The following is a 17,529-nucleotide window of genomic DNA, read 5'->3' on the forward strand; positions in this document are numbered from 1 at the left end:
TTCCAACTCAGTTTGTCTGGTTCTGTCTTAAATAATTTGAGAATTTTTTGAGTCCTGAGAATGGATAGTCCCATTATCCAAGCGCCAAGAGTAATTAGGGTGATAATGAAGGACTGAACAATTGCAGAGCTTAACATGGTATTGAACCGAAATAGATGTAAAAAATTGATGAATCGTTTATAAACTATTGCTATATCTACGTTTTAGCATTTTTTAGGTTCAAATTATTTTGTGTATGAATACACTATCACCGAAGCAGTGCTGAGTAATGAGTGCTGAGTGCTGAGTAATGAGTGCTGAGTAAAAAAAAGTAATAATCGCACTCAGCACTCCTGAATTTTCACTCTATAATTGCTTTTAGCGTAGAAGACAGAAGTCAACATACTGTTTAGTTGGATGTTCCCTTGTGTCACGCAAATACCTCAGCACCATTGTTCAGATAAAGGTAAAATATCCTTGAGCGTAGGCATAGCCCGTCGTAGGCATCGCCACTCATTTCTAACATCATCGGATATTGTGGAATTTCCGCGCGTAACTCAATAGCATCTATGACCGCTTCTCACTCTGAAACTCCATCTACCAAACCCGACGCAAGTACTTTTATTTCCGACCATCAACAGGTAGACCGCAGCAAGCTAAGTCAAATGTACCTGCACTATGTCGAAACGAAGGATAAATATCCTCACGCGGTATTGCTGTATCGGGTAGGAGATTTCTTTGAATGCTATTTCCAAGATGCTGTCAAACTAGCGCAAGAATTGGAATTAGTTCTCACTAGTAAGCAAGCTGGAGAACAAGGACGAGTGGCGATGTCTGGTGTTCCGCATCATGCTTGGGAACGCTATGCGACGATGCTGGTGGAAAAAGGCTATGCAGTGGTAATTTGTGACCAAGTGGAAGATGCTTCTGAGGCTGCTGGGAGATTGGTGCGACGGGAAGTAACGCGCATCCTGACCCCCGGCACTTTGCTAGAAGAAGGAATGCTGAAATCCAGTCGCAATAATTACTTAGCAGCAGTAGTAATTGCCGCAAATCATTGGGGTTTAGCTTATGCAGACATCTCCACAGGTGAATTTCTTACCACACAAGGTAGTGATTTAGAACATTTGACACAAGAATTAATGCGCTTGCAACCTTCAGAGGTGTTAGTGCCGACAAATGCGCCCGATTTGGGTAGTTTGCTGCGTCCGGGAGAGACTTCGCCACATCTGCCGGAGTGTTTGCCACCATCATTTTGTTATAGTTTGCGATCGCAACTACCCTTTTCTCAAGGTGAAGCTAGACCTAGATTATTGCAGAAATTTAAGGTGCGATCGCTCGAAGGACTCGGTTGCGATCATCTTCCCCTCGCCGTTCGTGCAGCTGGCGGTCTTCTGGAATACCTGGAAGATACTCAAAAAGAAAACCCAGTCACTCTTCAGAGACTCCGCAGCTACACTGTCACCGACTATCTAATTGTTGACAATCAAACCCGCCGTAACCTAGAAATTACCCAAACCGTCCGGGATGGCACTTTTCATGGTTCCCTACTTTGGGCATTAGATAAAACTAGTACAGCAATGGGTGGACGGGCTTTGCGGCGGTGGTTATTGCAACCCCTACTCGATATTAAAGGCATTCGGGCGCGGCAAGATACCATCCAAGAATTGATGGAAAATACGCCTCTGCGTCAAGATTTGCGGTATTTATTAAGGCAAATTTATGATTTGGAACGCCTCACCGGAAGGGCGGGTTCTGGTACAGCGAATGCTAGAGATTTAGTAGCTTTGGCAGATTCTCTCTCACGCTTACCGGAATTATCCAACTTAGTAATTGAGACGCGTTCCCCCTTCCTGAAAGCTTTGCAGAAAGTCCCAAGTGTGTTGGAAGAATTGGCACAAAAGTTACACGCACATCTTGTAGATTCACCACCCATACTAATTAAAGAAGGTGGATTAATTCGCCCTAGTGTAAATCCCCTGTTGGATGAAAGAAAGGCGACTGTAGAAGCAGACCAGCAATGGATTGCGAACTTGGAAGTTGATGAGAGAGCCAAGACAGGAATTTCGACACTGAAGGTAGGATTTAACAAAACCTTTGGTTATTATATCAGTATTTCCCGCAACAAAGCTGACCAAGTACCCGCTAATTATATCCGCAAGCAAACCCTGACCAATGAGGAACGTTACATCACCCCCGATTTAAAGGAACGAGAAGCCCGGATTCTCACGGCGCGAGATGATTTAAATCAGTTGGAATATGAGATTTTTACGGCGTTGCGGGAAGAGGTAGCACAAGAAGCGGAAGTAATTCGCAATCTGTCTCGTGCAGTGGCGGCAGCGGATGTGTTGTGTGGTTTGGCTGAGTTGGCGGTGCATCAAGGTTACTGTCGTCCCGAAATGTTGCCAGGAAGGGAGATAAATATTGTTGATGGGCGTCATCCGGTGGTGGAACAGTCTTTACCTGCGGGGTTCTTTGTGCCGAATTCGACGCAATTGGGGAGTGGGGAATTGGGAGTAGGGAATAGTGAAGAAGAAATTTACCCACTCCCGACTCCCGACTCCCGACTCCCCGATTTGATTATCCTCACTGGGCCAAACGCTAGCGGCAAAAGTTGTTATTTGCGGCAGGTGGGATTAATTCAGTTAATGTCGCAGATTGGTAGTTTTGTACCAGCGAAGTTTGCTAGATTGGGAATATGCGATCGCATTTTCACCCGTGTTGGTGCAGTAGATGATTTAGCGACTGGTCAATCTACCTTCATGGTGGAGATGAATGAAACCGCCAATATTCTCAATCATGCTACATCTAGATCGCTGGTATTATTAGATGAAATTGGTCGCGGGACAGCAACATTTGATGGTCTTTCCATAGCTTGGGCGGTGGCAGAATATATAGCAGTGGATATTCGTTCACGCACAATTTTCGCCACCCATTACCACGAGTTAAATGAACTGGCTAGCATTATACCGAATGTAGCTAACTATCAGGTGACGGTGAAAGAATTACCCGACCAAATTATATTTTTGCACCAAGTCCAACCAGGAGGTGCTGATAAGTCTTATGGAATTGAAGCGGGAAGATTGGCGGGTTTACCGGCTGTAGTTATTCAACGGGCAAAACAAGTCATGGGGCAAATTGAAAAACACAGTAAGATTGCGATGGGACTGCAAAATCTTGATGGTTAAGCACTTCCCGCAAGGTACACAAAAAAGTGAAGCAATCGCAAGGGTTCGCAGATTGTTTCACTCCGTTTGCAATGACAATTATTCAACCGGATATGATGTTTATCTCGTTCCCAGTCGGAGACTGGGAATGCTCGTCGTTGAGGCTTTGCCTCTCTTACTGGCGGCAGAGCCGCTTTTGAGTTGCATTTCCAGCCGGAGGCTGGAAACGTGGTTTTAAAGGAGTTTCAGCTTAAGTAGACACTAATGGGCAGTACCATGCCCCTACAGGCGTACTACAAACCGAAGTGTTAATTACTGCCGAAAAATTTCTACTTTTTGTAACACCACTTCTTGATTCGGACGATCTCTAGTTGTAGGCACATTAGCAATCTTCTTAACTATATCTAGACCTTGGACAACTTCACCAAAAACACTGTGTTTGTTGTCAAGGTGAGGCGTTGGTGCTTCTGTAATGAACCACTGCGAACCATTAGTACCGCGTCCGGCATTAGCCATCGACAGGATACCTGCACCAGTGTGTCTCAATTCAGGATGAAACTCATCTTCAAATTGATATCCTGGGCCACCAGTACCCCATCGGTTGGCTGTATCTAGATAACGACTCAGAGGATCGCCACACTGAATCATAAAATTAGGGATGACCCGGTGAAAGCGAACCCCATTGTAAGCTGGAGTTCCCTTACCAGATTCACCAGTTTTAGGGTCTTTCCAGTCGATTGTTCCGGTTGCTAGACCAACAAAATTTTTGACGGTGTTGGGGGTTCGCTCTTCTTCCAAACGAACTACAATTTCACCTAAAGAAGTAATTAAGCGAGCGTGCAGCTTGCCATCACCGGGAATATTAATTTCTGGAAAGCTCATTAGATATCCTACTTTTAACAAGTGCCTGTATTTGACCTATATAAGTTTATCAGCATTCAAGTTACTGCCTTTAGACATGACAAAAAACCTGAAGGGAGGAAACTTGAGCCAACAAATATTTTACTCTGGCAAATTTATCGCTGGATTCCGGCTAAAGAATCCTTTAGGGACTAGCTTAAAGCCAACTCGGTGAACAGGCATCACAGGCCAATCTTCCGATCGCGGAATATGAGTTACGCCCATTGTGTACCACAGTACGATATCTTCACCCATCAGGGCTTCATCGTCTGCAATATATTTGGGCAAACCCTGTCCTGATCGAGTTTGGTTGGGATAATCTCCCCCAGCATAAAGTTCACTAGGTTTATATTTTGTTACCCAGACGTGATGAGTTGCAAATTCTGCTCGTTCTCGGATTTTTGAGCCTTCCACAGGGAAAAACATCGAGTTTCCACCAGGCATCAGCATATATCCAGGTGCAGCGCCGAGAGTATTCTTTTTGTCTGCACTAACAATCATCCATTCCCGACTGCTTTTCAGATCCAAATCGCGCACCGCAGATGTTTCTTTAGCTAGTGGGGTTTCTGAAAGTGCGATCACATTTCCTAAAGGATTTTTCTCATCCATCGGCAAAGCTTTCACATTCATTTCCATCACCGAATTAGCCTGACCATCGACATCGAAATCTAGGCGATAGTTGAAAAAGTGTTGGTGATTGACTCCGAAGATATTCTTAGCAATTAACCTACCGTGGGAATCATCCTCAGATTGCTTTTGGGCAGCCGTTCCCTGCGCCAGCACGATACCTGTTAACTCATTTTGGATTTCCAAAGTCCCATCTTGGTGAAAGATCCAATTGATGCTGTAATCATAGTTGTCAACAGCTACCGTCATCGTCATGACTAATTCTCGACTGCGACGGACATCATTACGCTGAGTATTATACTCATAATGTTTCCAGAGCATTCCGCGATCGCGCTCGTAGATACCGATAACCCCTGGGATTTTATAAGGTTCTCCCTGCTCATTAGCAAATACAGCATTTAGCAACAGGCCATTTTCAGGAATTTCCTTACCCAATTCCATCGTATTTGCTAGTAAACCTAAGTTATATTCTCCAACATCAAAGGCATTTCTAAATGACCAAGTAGGCTCAGGATCGCCATAAGGTACTACCATTTCTGATAGGCTAGCACGGTATAAAACTGGTCGAATATTTTCCCCGTCGTTGTATGCTACTTGGTACAGCATTAATCCATTACGAGGATGCATTGAATAGCGAAATTTCCAACCTTGCCAGCTAATTTCATTGTCTTGAATTTGGAAACTTTGACCATTAGGTTGTACAATCTTCAATACTTTCAGTGGTGAAAGTAATTTGCCCAAGGATTTGATATCGTAGTTCCAATTTTCTTTAGAGAAAGGTACATTTCCTTTATCAATAAAACTAGCGATTTTACCTGTGTTCAAATTAACTGTTGCTACGACTCCTTCAATGGGACTACCATAATAGTTCCAGGCTTTGCCTTTGTAGTAAGATAAGCCGCGACAAAGACGATTACCTGTTGCCTCTTCCTGTTGACTCAGAATTCCTGGTGCCCACCAACTAATTTTGACTTGTTCAAAATCAGTAATTCCCCGCTTTTGCATTGCTTTTTGCCATCGCGGATCGGCTTTAACTATCTGAGTTGCTAGTTCATATTCTGAATTAACGATCGCAGGTTGAACAGAGGGTATTTCTTTCCAAGAACTTAAAGTTTTGTTTGTGAGGTCTACGATACCCTCATAAGTTTTATTTAGCGATCGCTCATAGATTACCAAAAAAGCTTTTCGCCCAAAAGCTTTACCAGATGTAAAATTTAGAACTTCTTCTTTATCTGGTTCTTGTAAAGCAATCAGTGGAAAAGCTGCCATTTCGCTCAAATTTTTTTCTTTTTTGATGACCGAAACAGCTGTGCTAATTTCTACCTCAGTTAGTGAAGTGAGAGGATGGTAAATCGAAGGCTGTTGAGCCATCAATGTTTCCATTAATCCGATTGAGATAGAAATGATGGAAATAATCGCAATAGATAGCCATAAAAAACGCTTTAGCCGCTTAATCATCTTTTACATTTTTACAAAAGACTTATAGTTATCTATTTCCAAGCCTAAGATTGAAAACCGATAAATTAAGAGGCTAAAGCCAAATTAATTTGCAAAAAGCAAATATACCTGGCGATTAGAAATCGCGGCTACACAAACCAAGTCCGCCTGCGCGGACTAAAGAAATAGGAAACCCACGCAGGTGGGTAAAGTCTCGTATAGCCGCGAATTTTATTCGCCAGGGCTAGATATTAAGTGAAATGCTCTCATATATTCCTTATTCCAGTACAGTTTGACCTCTCTCCTAAAAGGAGAGAGGCTTTGAATCTCACTCCCCTTCCCTTATAGGGAAGGGGCTGGGGGTTAGGTATGTATTGCACTCAACTGATAACCGCTATATTTGACGCTTCAGCAATTAAGCCGAAACCAAACGGCGCAAAGATTCAGCACGACGTTTAGCAATAGGGTTATTTGGAGCTAATTTGAGTGCTTCTTCGTAACTTTGTAATGCCTGAGTAGTTAATTTTTTCTTCTCATAGGCGTGACCGAGATTATTCAATCCTGTCACGTAGTCTGGTTTAGCTTTGAGAGCTTCTTTGTACTGACGAATTGCTAGGTCATATTGCTCTTGGGTGAAATAAATATAACCCAGTCCGTTGTAAATGGGGGCGATATCTTCTTCTCCCTCTTCTTCGGCAGCTTTGAGAGCTTTTTGAAATAGCGCGATCGCTTGAGAGTACAATTTTTTTTCTGAATAAATACTGCCTAACTCATAATATTCTTGAGTCGTGCCTTTTTCTTTCTCTAATTTCTTTCGCAATCTTGCAAAAGAGCCTTCAACCTTGCGGGTTTTGAAAATCTGGCGAAACACACTCACGGCTGCAATTGTGAGTATAACTACCAAAATTGAGAGATAAACAACGGCTAGACTGTTATCCATTGCTGCAAATACAAATATTATAAAGTTGCTTTTGTAATCTATTATCAGCCTATTGGGTATGAGGGAGGTAAGGATAATTATCTTAAGTATTAATTGCTAATTGCTAACTCCTAACTCCTAACTAATTTATGGTAAACCCCAATATTGAGCGCGTTGCTGGAGCCAACCGTTTTCTAAGTAACGAGCGATCGCTTGATTCACGTTTCGTCTGAACTCATCGTATTGCAATCCCTTGGGCATTACTATAGACAAGGGTTCAGTTGATAGCTTGGTTGGCAGTAGGCGATATTGAGGATATTGTTGTACCCAACCGCTCAAAACGCTAGCATCTGCGGCAAAGGCAGCAACGGCATTATTTTCTATTTCCTCTCGCGCTTCTTCATAAGAATTTACTCCGACTAACTCGGCGTTTGGCAGATAGTACCGCACTTGAGCAATAGTACTAGAGTTGTTGAGTACGGCAATTTTTTGTTTTGCCAAATCATTCAACTGCTGCACAGAGGTGTTTTTTGTAACTAATACAGTGCCATCGAAATAGTAGGGAACACTGAAACTAACTATGCGGCTGCGAGATTCGGTTGCTGTGACTCTAGCGATCGCAAAATCAACTTTCTTGTCTAAGACTACAGACAGGCGATCGCGATTCGCTACAGGTTGAAATTTGACACCATCGGCTTTACCAACCAAATCAACTGCCAAACGCTTTGCTAAGTCAATTTCTAAGCCTTGCAAATTCCCGTTACCGTCTTTAAACCCCAAGGGACGCAAGTTATCTTTAACAGCAACATTTAAATAGCCCCGCTGCTGAATTTCTGACATTTCGGTAGCAGATGCAGTTAATCCTGTCTCCATTATGGAAAAGCAAAAAATCAAAAAAATAGTGGCGGATAATACCAGATGTAACCGAGTAATTACTTGCCATCTGCTACATCTGTTATACATCCCTTGCCACCTTTATCCTTTAGCTAGAATTGCTAATTCCGCAACTTTGCCGAAGCTAGCTGGATCGAGGACTGCTAATTGCGCCAACATCTTACGATTTAGTTGGATATCAGCTTTTTTCAAGTTACCGATCAACTGGCTGTAACTCAAGCCGTGTTGCCTGGAAGCAGCGTTGATCCGGGTGATCCAGAGGCGACGAAAATCGCGCTTTTTCTTTTTGCGATCGCGGTAGGCACTCCGTAGCGCCTTCATCACTTGTTGGTTGGCAGTTCTAAACAGAGTTGAATGGGAACCGCGAAAACCTTTAGCTAGTTTGAGAATTTTATTGCGGCGCTTCCGAGCTACATTACCGCGTTTTACCCGAGTCATAACTTATTTCCTAAAATACTTACAAATATGGGAGCATCAAGCGCACATTGAGTTCATCGCGTTCATGTACAAGGGTACTCTGACGCAGGCTACGCTTTTTGTTAGAACTTTTATGCTCTAAAAGGTGGCTTTTGAACGCTTTACGACGGACGATTTTGCCGGTACCGGTGGCACGGAATCGCTTTGCCGCAGCTTTACGAGTCTTTAGTTTAGGCATGGTCTAGCTTTGATTCGACACGATCCATTATTATATACTATTAAAATTGCCATAACTGCAATTAAATAATTTAAATTTTTTCAGTGGCGTTGACTTTGGGATCTAAAACTATTTGCGAATCGGATTTCTTCACATGGTAAGTCCAAGATTGCTCTTTAACATTGACAATCACTTCCCAGCCTTCCACGGGATCGGACTGCTGGGTGCAGACTTCGCCAAAGTTAAATTTGCAGAGATTTCCAAAGGTTTTTGGTGTCGTTTGAGTAATTTTTAAATCAGCAATTTCTACCCCAGAACGGCTTGAGGCATCGCTCAAAATTGCATCTGTGATCGCTTTCGGCAATGTGTGTAAAGTAATCACTTTCGGATCTAAAAGGATTTGCTTTCTAGATTTATCTGCATGGTAAGTCCACGAATCTTGACGGACTCTGACAACTACTTCCCAGCCTTCAACAGGGTTGTATTCCTTAGTACAAATTTCTCCAAAGTTGAACTCACAGGGATTACCAAAGGTTTTCGATGTGACTTGGGTAATCTCTAATTCCCGTCTAGGTACACCAGAATTTTTGGAAGCATCCCGTAAAATTTTATTAGCGATCGCCTTCGGCAAATCGTTTGCTTGCAATTGCGATAATTGAGTGCTGTATGGGCTAGGCATAGCCCCAGTAGGATTATTTTCAATGAGTCCAAATACACAGGATAGCAAGCTTGTCAACACCAGTGTCAAGAAAACTCCTCTGGGTGACTTAATGACGGCAGATGCTTGGATGATTGATTTCATAATATATTTTTTTTGAAAATTGAACAGATAATATCGCAATTGCAATCATATTAGGACTTACGCAATAACTCTCTAAAACTCTTATTCCTTTGTGCCCTTTGCGTCCTTGGCGGTTCGTTTTTTTGTTATAGGACTTACGCAAAAATCGCCAAAACGCTTAATTTGTCGAACCGCCAAGAACGCGAAGAATTGTATAGTATGCGTAAGTCCTGTCATAGTTTGTTTGATTTAAGGAGTGATGACAAGGGGAACAAAGGAGATTTCTTTCCAATGCCCCATGTCTTATGCTTGCCTGGCCATTGCCCCTAAATTCATCACACATTCAGGAAACTGGCGTTTTAATGCCGGAAACACCGGACAAGGTGCTTGCTCTTGCAAATTGTCCGGTTTACTCCAAGTAAAGGGCGCTTTCTGCGCCGCAGACATCCATAACAGCAGCTTGGCTCGTGTCATGGCAACATAGAGTAAACGATACTCTTCAGATGTTTTCAGATTCTTTGCCACCTCCCATGCCTGACTAACATCCGGTATGACAGATTCTTCGTGGAGAGTAGCGCGAATTTGGGCGCGGGCTACTTCTGATAAGGTAAAATCACCCAAGAATTGGCTTTGGGGAGGAACCCAAAATCTCCCTGGAATCAAGTTTTCGTGGAGAAAGGGAAGAAATACATAGTCCCAATCCAGCCCTTTGGCTTTGTGCATAGTGATAATCGTCAGTTGACCGCGACGGGTGTAACGTTCTTCTGAATCCTCGGTTTCCACTGGTTCAAACCGTTCAGAACTGACGATTTCACTTAAAGCTGAAAGCATTCCCCCCATCGAACTGTTGCCAGCTATTTGCTGGTTAACCCGTTCTGCGAGTTTGTCAGCAGTTGCCAATTCTGCTTGGTCATAATTTAAGGTCAAGGCGAGAAAGGAAATTAGCTGGTATAAGGGCAATTCCAAACGAGCGCGGAGTAAACTACGACACAAACGTGCAGCTTTTTGTACCGTTTCTGACTGGGGTGCTGCTAGGGGACTAGGATACAAAAACTCTTCTGGAAGACTAGCAAGGGCGTTGAGGTCTTGGGTAGGAATTAACTGGCGCTGTACTAATGTTTCTAGGGCGGCTTTGAGGTAATCGGGGGAGTGGGGGCGATCGCAAAATTGCAATAATGCCAAAATTTCTTGAGGAACATGAGAACGGCGATCGCGTTCGCCGACATCGTAAAGTGTAATATTATGCTCTTTACATACAGATGTCAGAGCCTCTGCTAACCATCTTCCTTGGCGATTTTCTCGGACTAAAACTGCTGCACTATTTTTTGTTGGATCTTCGCCAAATAACTCAATCACCCTTTGAGATAACAATTTAACGGTGTGATGAATATCATCGGGTGTATAAAGTTCCAGTCCTCGCCCTACTGCTGCGGGGTTGGCGTTAGTTTGCGGATCGCCAGCTTCTACAGGGCGAATTGTCTGTAAGCGAAATGGTACTTGTCGATTACCCTGAATTTGTTGTTTGTTGTTGGTTGCTGCTAACCACTGATTATTGATCCATTTGAGGGCAAAGTTAGCGGCTTCAATGATAACTCTAGTACTGCGACCGGCTTGATCCATCGTTGCCAATCGTTCGATGCGATCGCACTCTTCGCAAAATTGCCGAAAATAAATCGGATCGGCTGGGGTGAAAGTAGAGTTAATCGCCTGGTTAGGATCGCCAACTCGGACTAAATTTAGTGCTGAGTGCTGAGTGCTGAGTGCTGAGTGCTGAGTAGGGAGTAGGGAGTTGGGAGTTGGGAGTAAAGAATTCTCTCGCTGATATTCCCGATTACTTGCCAAAATTTCCAACAGCTGCGTCTGAAGAGGGCTAGAATCTTGGGCTTCATCTTCAAAGACGGCGAATACTTGATTTTGCTCAACGCGACGGGCACTGTCATTTTCTAAAACCCGCAGTGCGGCTAAAATCATATCGTCGTAATCAATGAAGTCACGCGATCGCATTAAGTTTTGATATTGTTCGTACAATCCCGCCGCTACGCTCAAAATTCCATATTCGTCTGTGGTTTGCTTACTCCACTCCCGTAACAATTCTGGCGATATCCCAGAACTTTTTGCTTCATGAATTACCGTATTTGCTAATTCTGGTAATACTTCTGTTCGCAGCACCGATTGACGACGCAACCTTTCTGTCTCTTCTCCGTCAAATTGATGACCTTCTAATAACCGCAAATATCGGTCTGGATTATTTGCAATCCATTGTTCTACAGCAGTTCTGATAAAGCGGTGACTTTGGGTTGGTGTAATTAATGTGACATTTTCTAACTGCAAACCCGACAAATCTGAATGGCGGTTGGCAATATTCAACGCTAGACCATGCAGAGTATAGACAAAAAAGCCCGTTTGGGGTAAATGTAAATCATCTCGTAAGAATTTGCGAATCTTGGCTTTAATATTGGCAGCAGCAGAGCGAGTAAAGGTAACGACTACTAACTGACGACGGAAGGATAAACGCTCATACTGACGGGCGATCGCGATCGCCGCCGCCGCCGCCATACCCGTAGATTTGCCTGCACCAGGGACGGCAGAAATCGCCAAAGGCCCAGATTGCCAATCAGCCATTTGCTGCTGTCCAGGGCGTAGACTGTTGCGGATTGCGAGAATTTTCTCTTGTAAAGAAGGAACAGGCGATCGCTCAGATAATTCTGAGTCAAGTAATTCTTGAACAACAGGAATAGTAAAATTAAAGTCGGACATATAAAATTTTAGATTTTAGATTTTGGATTTAATTCCAAAACTGCATAGCATATTATGATTTAAACAGATTCAGAATCTCTATATTGGACGGCTAATCCCTGTAGTTCCCCCAAGGCATCGGGGGGACGGCGATAGCCGGGGGGTGAATTATATGCAGCTTCACAAAAAAACGGTATTATAGGACTCATATTTGATTTTTGAACAAAACTCAGTACACCTTTATTCCTTCTTCCCAGTCCCCAGTCTCTTACCTCTACGAGTGATTCAGAAATCAAATCGGATTGCTATAGCTTCCTAACTAATAACTCCCAATACAAATTCACCTTCATTCACAGCTTGATTAATTGCGACATCATAAACTAATCCATCTTGTTGAGCGCAAACATCAATTACAGTAGGTAACTTCCCTTCTTTATTAAAACTGAGAATTTGATACAGCTTTTCTCCAGCTTTAATTCTACTACCTAATTCAATTCTAGATTCAATCATCCCGCCTGCGAGCGCATAATATTTTTTCCGGTTGCGGCTGGATACAAAAGTCATCTCATGGTTTTTCGTATCATTCGATGAATTAGAAATTTGCAGTACACCTTTTTGCGCTAAATAATTTTTTACACCCTGCACTCCTTTAGCAACTGAATCAGAGTTAATTTGCATTCCTGTTCCCAATTCTAATGTCCAAGCTTCCACATCAAACTTGATTTCTCTACCAAAGCTTTTAAAACAAGCTTCCAATGCTAACCAAGGTTTGATAAAAGCTTCATCAAAAGCATCACCATCATATTTATCAAGTAAAATTCCGAAATCAAGCAGGAAGTATTTTGCACTATCTTCTCGATTTCGGAAGTAATAAAGGTAGTCTAAAGCGTGATTGGTAGAACTATGTAAATCAATTAAGTAGTCTGCATCTAAACTGAGATTTTGTAGTTTGTAGCTAAAAACCTCAGTGTAAGGAACAGAATTAGGAGAATTAATTTTTTCTAAAATTTTTGCGAATTGTTGCTTAATTATAGTTAGATAATTTTGTCGAACGACCTCTAGATCGATATGAAGTTGAGATTTAGTAAAAGCTACTAAATCATCAGCTTCTTTTTCGTAGTCCCAAAATATGCGATTCCAGTCCTTAGCTTCGTAAATACAGTAACGTCCAGGGGAAAAATGATGAGCGCGCTCATTCGTCCCCATTGGATTACAAACGGGAACTAGCCAAATTTCTCCAGTTAAATCTGTATCATTTATTGTTAATAAAAACTCAATTAGTTGGTGAATAACAGCATTACCAGCAATTTCTGCACCGTGTAGATTAGATTGGATGTAAACTTTTTTACCAGGTTTAGCGCCAACGAACTTGTAAACTTGGAGAAACAGGCGATCGCCCGAAGCCATTTGACGTAATACAATTTTTTCAATAACTGGCAGCATGAAACAACCCAGTGATGATTTGAGTAAATTATCGCTTTATTTGCACCGAATTAAAAGCCACCCCAACCAAAATCTTGTACAGTTGAAAATGACTTTTAGACTAGCTATTTGACGTTTTGCCGTTCACCATACTGAGTGCTGAGTGCTGAGTTTTGAAGTTGAGTAGGGCTGACTTTCGCACTATTGTAAAAGCCCCGCCCGACGTTAAGCGGAATCTTTGAATGTGGGAGAAGGTTGATAACCCGCCCCTCTGGTACGTATGCTGCACGAACGTGGGCGGTCTTTTAACTCAGCACTCGGAACTCAGCACTCTTCATAATTTCTGACCTGCGTAAATTGATCGCACTTCGCCGTTACGCCGGATGACTGCTTCGCCGTTACTAACATCTACTAGTGTCCAACCGCTTGACCCGATACTTTCACCCATGTTGATGCGGCGAGTCACGCCATCAATTTTAAACAAAGCGGCAGATTTATTGCCCAACTCTAGCAATCCCTCTAAGGTATTACTCGGAGCCTCTGCGATCGCAGTTGGCGGATATACTTGTTCTTGGGTAATGGTTGGTTCTGACTCTGGGGCGAGTGCATCACGTAATGGAACTACTGGTAATGCAGGCAGAGGCTTAGGTGTCTGCCGCACTGTAATGGGTGCATTTTTCCCGGCCACAGGCTTGAGTTCAGCTCGTACAGCCGCAGCTAACATATTAACGGTTACAGGCTTGGCAGCTTGTCTTACTGTATTTAGGGCAGTTTTCACAACATTAGGTTGAGATCCCTGTAATACACTGGCAACTTGTGGTAAAAGTGTAGAAGTCCCAGGAATAGCTGGAAGGGCGTAGCGCATTGGCGACGGCGCTTGATAAACAGGAACGTAGATGCGCTCAACAACACTCCCAGAACGGTTGGAGGCTGATGATGTATTGTTAGCTAGAAGCGGAAGTGCTGGCAGATTACCTGTTGTTTGCTCGTTACCAAGGGCTATTTGGTTACTATTTGCCTGACTGGAGAATCCCCGACTGAAAGATTTTTGATTGGGTGTTGCTCCTTGCTTATCTATGACTGCTAGTGATTGGAGCATATAGTCAACTAACTCTGCCTCAATTTCTGTTTTGACAGGTAACTGTGACTGCGCTTGTGTCACTAGAAGCGCTGATTCGGGCAATTTGGCATTTAAAAGATATACAACTCCAGACTGCACCAGGTAAATCATACCTGCGATCGCCACGCCTAAAGTTGTTCCCACCATCAGCAGTTTGCCCCAAGCCGGCCTAATTTTCTGACGCTTTCTACTAACTGCTTTCACAGCGCCGTTTTCAAATACAAAGGTACTCAATTGCTTATGCTTATCTTGAGCATCTGACTGATTCAAGCTGTTTGGTAAAATAATCTGCGGTATTGTAACTGTTTGCAGAGGCACATATCCTGGAGGAGACTGGCGTTGGGCTTGGGCAGAAACCCCAGCAACAGAGTGGTGCCTAACAGCTTGAGAAGGCAGATTACCACTAACATCCAGAATGTAGTCGATATCGGCAAAGAGTTCATCCATGAGGCCATCAGCATAGTTTTCTATCGACCAAGGCTCGTTGGCGATTAAGTCTTCTGATGGTTCTGGTACTATGAGACGGGTGCTGGCTTCTTGTAACATAGACGTTCTGGGTTGTTGCTAGGACGGGGAAACGCCGTCTCTACTGCCTGTAAATTGGGATTATTCTTAAAGAGAGAATAGGGAACCGCCAACAGAAAACAGGTGGTCTCTTACTCCCGGACAGGGAACATGAAATAGAAAAACTGTTCTCTGTTCCCTTCTTTGATGAAATATCCAATCCCGGTTCTCTTAAGACGAGTTGATTGAGCGTTGGTATTAAACTCAACTTTCATCTGGGGATTGTTGATGATGGCATTACTAAGAGTTATGTCATCTATCATACCAATCTCCCTCCTTACTACTATACTCAGTCTTTATGAAGTTGGTGTTAAGCTAACGCTCGAAACTCATGCTGGTTCTTGGTTTTACGCAATTCTAGATATAATAATAAAGCGTTTATATCTGCTGGGTTTACACCACCTATACGTGCGGCTTGACCAAGGGTGAGTGGTTTTACGTGAGTCAGCTTTTCCCGTGCTTCTTTGGAAAGAGTATCAATTGTTGTGTAGTCCAAATCAGCAGGTAACTGGCGGTGCGCTTGCCTAGCAATTTGGTCAATCTGATGTTGTTGCCTAGCGAGATAGCCAGAATACTTAATGTCAATTTCTGCGCCTTCTTTCTCAGCGCGGTTGAGGTTGGGGTTTCCCAATCCGAACCTGTCGAGGTCAACATAATGGAATCCCGGACGCCGCAGCAAGTCGTTTAGGGTAATTGAACCTTTAATTGCTTGTTGGGTATTAGATGCGATCGCTATTCCTATTTCATCATGTTCTTTCACTCGTGTAGCTTGTAATCTTTGTTTTTCTGTGGTAATGTTACCCTGTTTTTCAATAAACATATCCCAACGGCGATCGTCAATTAAACCAATTTCCCGTCCCAAGGGTGTCAGACGTTGGTCGGCATTGTCAGAACGCAATATTAATCGGTACTCTGACCTACTGGTAAGCATCCGGTAAGGTTCCCGCAGGTCTTTTGTACACAAGTCATCAACTAGCGTCCCAATGTAACTTTGCTCGCGCGCAAACACAATCATTTCTTGAGAGCGAACAAATCGAGCTGCGTTAATTCCCGCCACCAACCCTTGAGCTGCGGCTTCTTCATAACCAGTTGTGCCATTAATCTGCCCAGCACAAAACAGCCCCGCAATCTTCTTAGTCATCAATGTGGGGTAACACTGAGTTGCTGGTAAATAGTCATATTCCACTGCATAAGCCGGACGCAGCATCACACATTTTTCTAAACCGGGGAGAGTCCGCAACATTTGCAGTTGCAGATTTTCTGGCAACCCTGTAGAAAACCCTTGAATATACAGTTCGGGTATATCCCTTCCTTCCGGTTCAATAAAGATTTGATGGCTTTCTTTATCAGCAAAGCGGACAATCTTATCTTCAATACTTGGGCAATAACGTGGCCCTTTAGCTTCCACCCAACCGCCATAAACGGGCGACAGATGCAAATTTTCCCGAATTAGGCGATGGGTTTCGGCGGTGGTGCGGGTGATATAGCAAGGTATTTGTTCCCGTTCAACCCACACATCGGGGTCAAAACTGAACCAGCGCACATCTTCATCCCCTGGCTGAATGAGCATTTTACTATAATCTACCGATCGCTTATCTACTCGTGCCGGAGTTCCAGTTTTAAGTCTGCCGGTTTCAAATCCCAAACGATTTAAGGTTTGTGTCAATCCTTCGGCTGCAAATTCCCCAGCCCGTCCGGCTGCCATTGATTTGTTACCAACCCAAATTTTGCCTCCCAGGAAAGTGCCAGTTGTCAGGATGACTGCTTGACATTGGAACCCCACACCAAAATAAGTTTCAACACCAATGACTTCACCATTAGCACCCAGCACCAAGTCTGTTGCCATACTTTCGCGGATTGTCAAATTTTCTTGGTTCTCAACAATATTTTTCATCACTGCTGCATATTCGCGCTTGTCCGTCTGGGCGCGTAATGCCCACACAGCAGGCCCCCGTGAAGAGTTGAGGATACGTTTTTGCAGATAGGTACGGTCTGCTACTTTACCAATTTCTCCGCCGAGTGCGTCTACCTCATGAGTCAACTGAGATTTGGCCGGGCCACCCACTGCTGGGTTACAAGGTTGCCAAGCGATTTTATCCAAGTTGAGCGTCAATAGCAGGGTACGACAACCGAGGCGTGCAGAGGCGAGAGCTGCTTCGCAACCGGAGTGACCTGCACCGACGACTATGACATCAAAAGCGTCTTGAAATTCAACGGAATTGTGCATGGTCATACTTACAGGATCAGCAAGCTGAGAGTTCTTTTCAATTTTAACTGTTCCAGTGATTTCATGGATGTAACTTTCTGCTAAAAAAGTTATCAAACTTACTAGTACTCAAATCAAGGCAA

14 protein-coding genes are annotated in these 17,529 nt (G+C 43.4%); 1 reads left to right on the forward strand and 13 read right to left on the reverse strand.

Annotated elements, in window-relative coordinates; translation table 11 throughout:
* Positions 1–548: 548 nt before the first annotated feature.
* Complete coding sequence (gene mutS / locus V7L07_RS02575; RefSeq protein WP_335054768.1) at positions 549–3,167, forward strand: DNA mismatch repair protein MutS; 2,619 nt, start codon at positions 549–551, stop codon at positions 3,165–3,167.
* A 291-nt stretch (positions 3,168–3,458) separates the two neighbouring features.
* On the opposite strand, the gene V7L07_RS02580 is transcribed toward mutS, so the two are convergent.
* The 13 genes from V7L07_RS02580 to mnmG all read right to left on the reverse strand — a co-directional run bounded on the left by V7L07_RS02580 (position 3,459) and on the right by mnmG (position 17,413).
* Positions 3,459–4,028, reverse strand: a complete 570-nt coding sequence (locus tag V7L07_RS02580; RefSeq protein ID WP_335054770.1) for a peptidylprolyl isomerase — start codon at positions 4,026–4,028, stop codon at positions 3,459–3,461.
* A gap of 120 nt (positions 4,029–4,148) precedes the next feature.
* Positions 4,149–6,131, reverse strand: a complete 1,983-nt coding sequence (locus V7L07_RS02585) for a primary-amine oxidase (RefSeq protein ID WP_335054772.1) — start codon at positions 6,129–6,131, stop codon at positions 4,149–4,151.
* Positions 6,132–6,525: 394 nt separating this feature from the next.
* Complete coding sequence (locus tag V7L07_RS02590) at positions 6,526–7,050, reverse strand: tetratricopeptide repeat protein (RefSeq protein ID WP_335054774.1); 525 nt, start codon at positions 7,048–7,050, stop codon at positions 6,526–6,528.
* A gap of 126 nt (positions 7,051–7,176) precedes the next feature.
* Entirely contained in the window at positions 7,177–7,992 is an 816-nt protein-coding gene (locus tag V7L07_RS02595; protein WP_335054776.1) for a transporter substrate-binding domain-containing protein, read from the reverse strand.
* A 12-nt stretch (positions 7,993–8,004) separates the two neighbouring features.
* On the reverse strand, positions 8,005–8,361 hold the full coding sequence (gene rplT / locus V7L07_RS02600) for a 50S ribosomal protein L20 (RefSeq protein WP_335054778.1): 357 nt from the start codon (positions 8,359–8,361) through the stop codon (positions 8,005–8,007).
* 19 nt (positions 8,362–8,380) lie between these two features.
* A complete protein-coding gene (gene rpmI / locus V7L07_RS02605; RefSeq protein ID WP_292760699.1) occupies positions 8,381–8,578 on the reverse strand; it encodes a 50S ribosomal protein L35 in 198 nt (65 codons plus the stop codon).
* A 70-nt stretch (positions 8,579–8,648) separates the two neighbouring features.
* Positions 8,649–9,359, reverse strand: a complete 711-nt coding sequence (locus V7L07_RS02610; RefSeq protein ID WP_335054780.1) for a hypothetical protein — start codon at positions 9,357–9,359, stop codon at positions 8,649–8,651.
* 282 nt (positions 9,360–9,641) lie between these two features.
* Positions 9,642–12,095 (reverse strand): ATP-dependent helicase, encoded by a 2,454-nt coding sequence (locus tag V7L07_RS02615; RefSeq protein ID WP_335054782.1) that lies wholly within the window; start codon positions 12,093–12,095, stop codon positions 9,642–9,644.
* 59 nt (positions 12,096–12,154) lie between these two features.
* Complete coding sequence (locus tag V7L07_RS02620; protein ID WP_335054784.1) at positions 12,155–12,283, reverse strand: hypothetical protein; 129 nt, start codon at positions 12,281–12,283, stop codon at positions 12,155–12,157.
* A gap of 106 nt (positions 12,284–12,389) precedes the next feature.
* Entirely contained in the window at positions 12,390–13,517 is a 1,128-nt protein-coding gene (locus V7L07_RS02625; protein WP_335054786.1) for a succinylglutamate desuccinylase/aspartoacylase family protein, read from the reverse strand.
* A 313-nt stretch (positions 13,518–13,830) separates the two neighbouring features.
* Positions 13,831–15,162, reverse strand: coding sequence for a hypothetical protein (locus tag V7L07_RS02630; RefSeq protein WP_335054788.1), 1,332 nt, complete (start codon positions 15,160–15,162; stop codon positions 13,831–13,833).
* Positions 15,163–15,272: 110 nt separating this feature from the next.
* Complete coding sequence (locus V7L07_RS02635; protein ID WP_335054790.1) at positions 15,273–15,443, reverse strand: hypothetical protein; 171 nt, start codon at positions 15,441–15,443, stop codon at positions 15,273–15,275.
* Positions 15,444–15,490: 47 nt separating this feature from the next.
* Positions 15,491–17,413: a tRNA uridine-5-carboxymethylaminomethyl(34) synthesis enzyme MnmG gene (gene mnmG, locus V7L07_RS02640; protein WP_335054921.1), complete on the reverse strand. Its 1,923-nt coding sequence runs from the start codon at positions 17,411–17,413 to the stop codon at positions 15,491–15,493.
* Positions 17,414–17,529: the final 116 nt, after the last annotated feature.

Origin of the sequence: Nostoc sp., from assembly GCF_036916985.1 — a bacterium.
Classification (GTDB): Bacteria; Cyanobacteriota; Cyanobacteriia; order Cyanobacteriales; family Nostocaceae; genus Nostoc.

Excerpts from the sequence above, each read along its gene's own strand:
- mutS (WP_335054768.1), top strand. The coding sequence starts at position 549 with ATGACCGCTTCTCACTCTGAAACTCCATCTACCAAACCCGACGCAAGT.
- V7L07_RS02580 (WP_335054770.1), bottom strand. The coding sequence starts at position 4,028 with ATGAGCTTTCCAGAAATTAATATTCCCGGTGATGGCAAGCTGCACGCT.
- V7L07_RS02585 (WP_335054772.1), bottom strand. The coding sequence starts at position 6,131 with ATGATTAAGCGGCTAAAGCGTTTTTTATGGCTATCTATTGCGATTATT.
- V7L07_RS02590 (WP_335054774.1), bottom strand. The coding sequence starts at position 7,050 with ATGGATAACAGTCTAGCCGTTGTTTATCTCTCAATTTTGGTAGTTATA.
- V7L07_RS02595 (WP_335054776.1), bottom strand. The coding sequence starts at position 7,992 with ATGTATAACAGATGTAGCAGATGGCAAGTAATTACTCGGTTACATCTG.
- rplT (WP_335054778.1), bottom strand. The coding sequence starts at position 8,361 with ATGACTCGGGTAAAACGCGGTAATGTAGCTCGGAAGCGCCGCAATAAA.
- rpmI (WP_292760699.1), bottom strand. The coding sequence starts at position 8,578 with ATGCCTAAACTAAAGACTCGTAAAGCTGCGGCAAAGCGATTCCGTGCC.
- V7L07_RS02610 (WP_335054780.1), bottom strand. The coding sequence starts at position 9,359 with ATGAAATCAATCATCCAAGCATCTGCCGTCATTAAGTCACCCAGAGGA.
- V7L07_RS02615 (WP_335054782.1), bottom strand. The coding sequence starts at position 12,095 with ATGTCCGACTTTAATTTTACTATTCCTGTTGTTCAAGAATTACTTGAC.
- V7L07_RS02620 (WP_335054784.1), bottom strand. The coding sequence starts at position 12,283 with ATGAGTCCTATAATACCGTTTTTTTGTGAAGCTGCATATAATTCACCC.
- V7L07_RS02625 (WP_335054786.1), bottom strand. The coding sequence starts at position 13,517 with ATGCTGCCAGTTATTGAAAAAATTGTATTACGTCAAATGGCTTCGGGC.
- V7L07_RS02630 (WP_335054788.1), bottom strand. The coding sequence starts at position 15,162 with ATGTTACAAGAAGCCAGCACCCGTCTCATAGTACCAGAACCATCAGAA.
- V7L07_RS02635 (WP_335054790.1), bottom strand. The coding sequence starts at position 15,443 with ATGATAGATGACATAACTCTTAGTAATGCCATCATCAACAATCCCCAG.
- mnmG (WP_335054921.1), bottom strand. The coding sequence starts at position 17,413 with ATGACCATGCACAATTCCGTTGAATTTCAAGACGCTTTTGATGTCATA.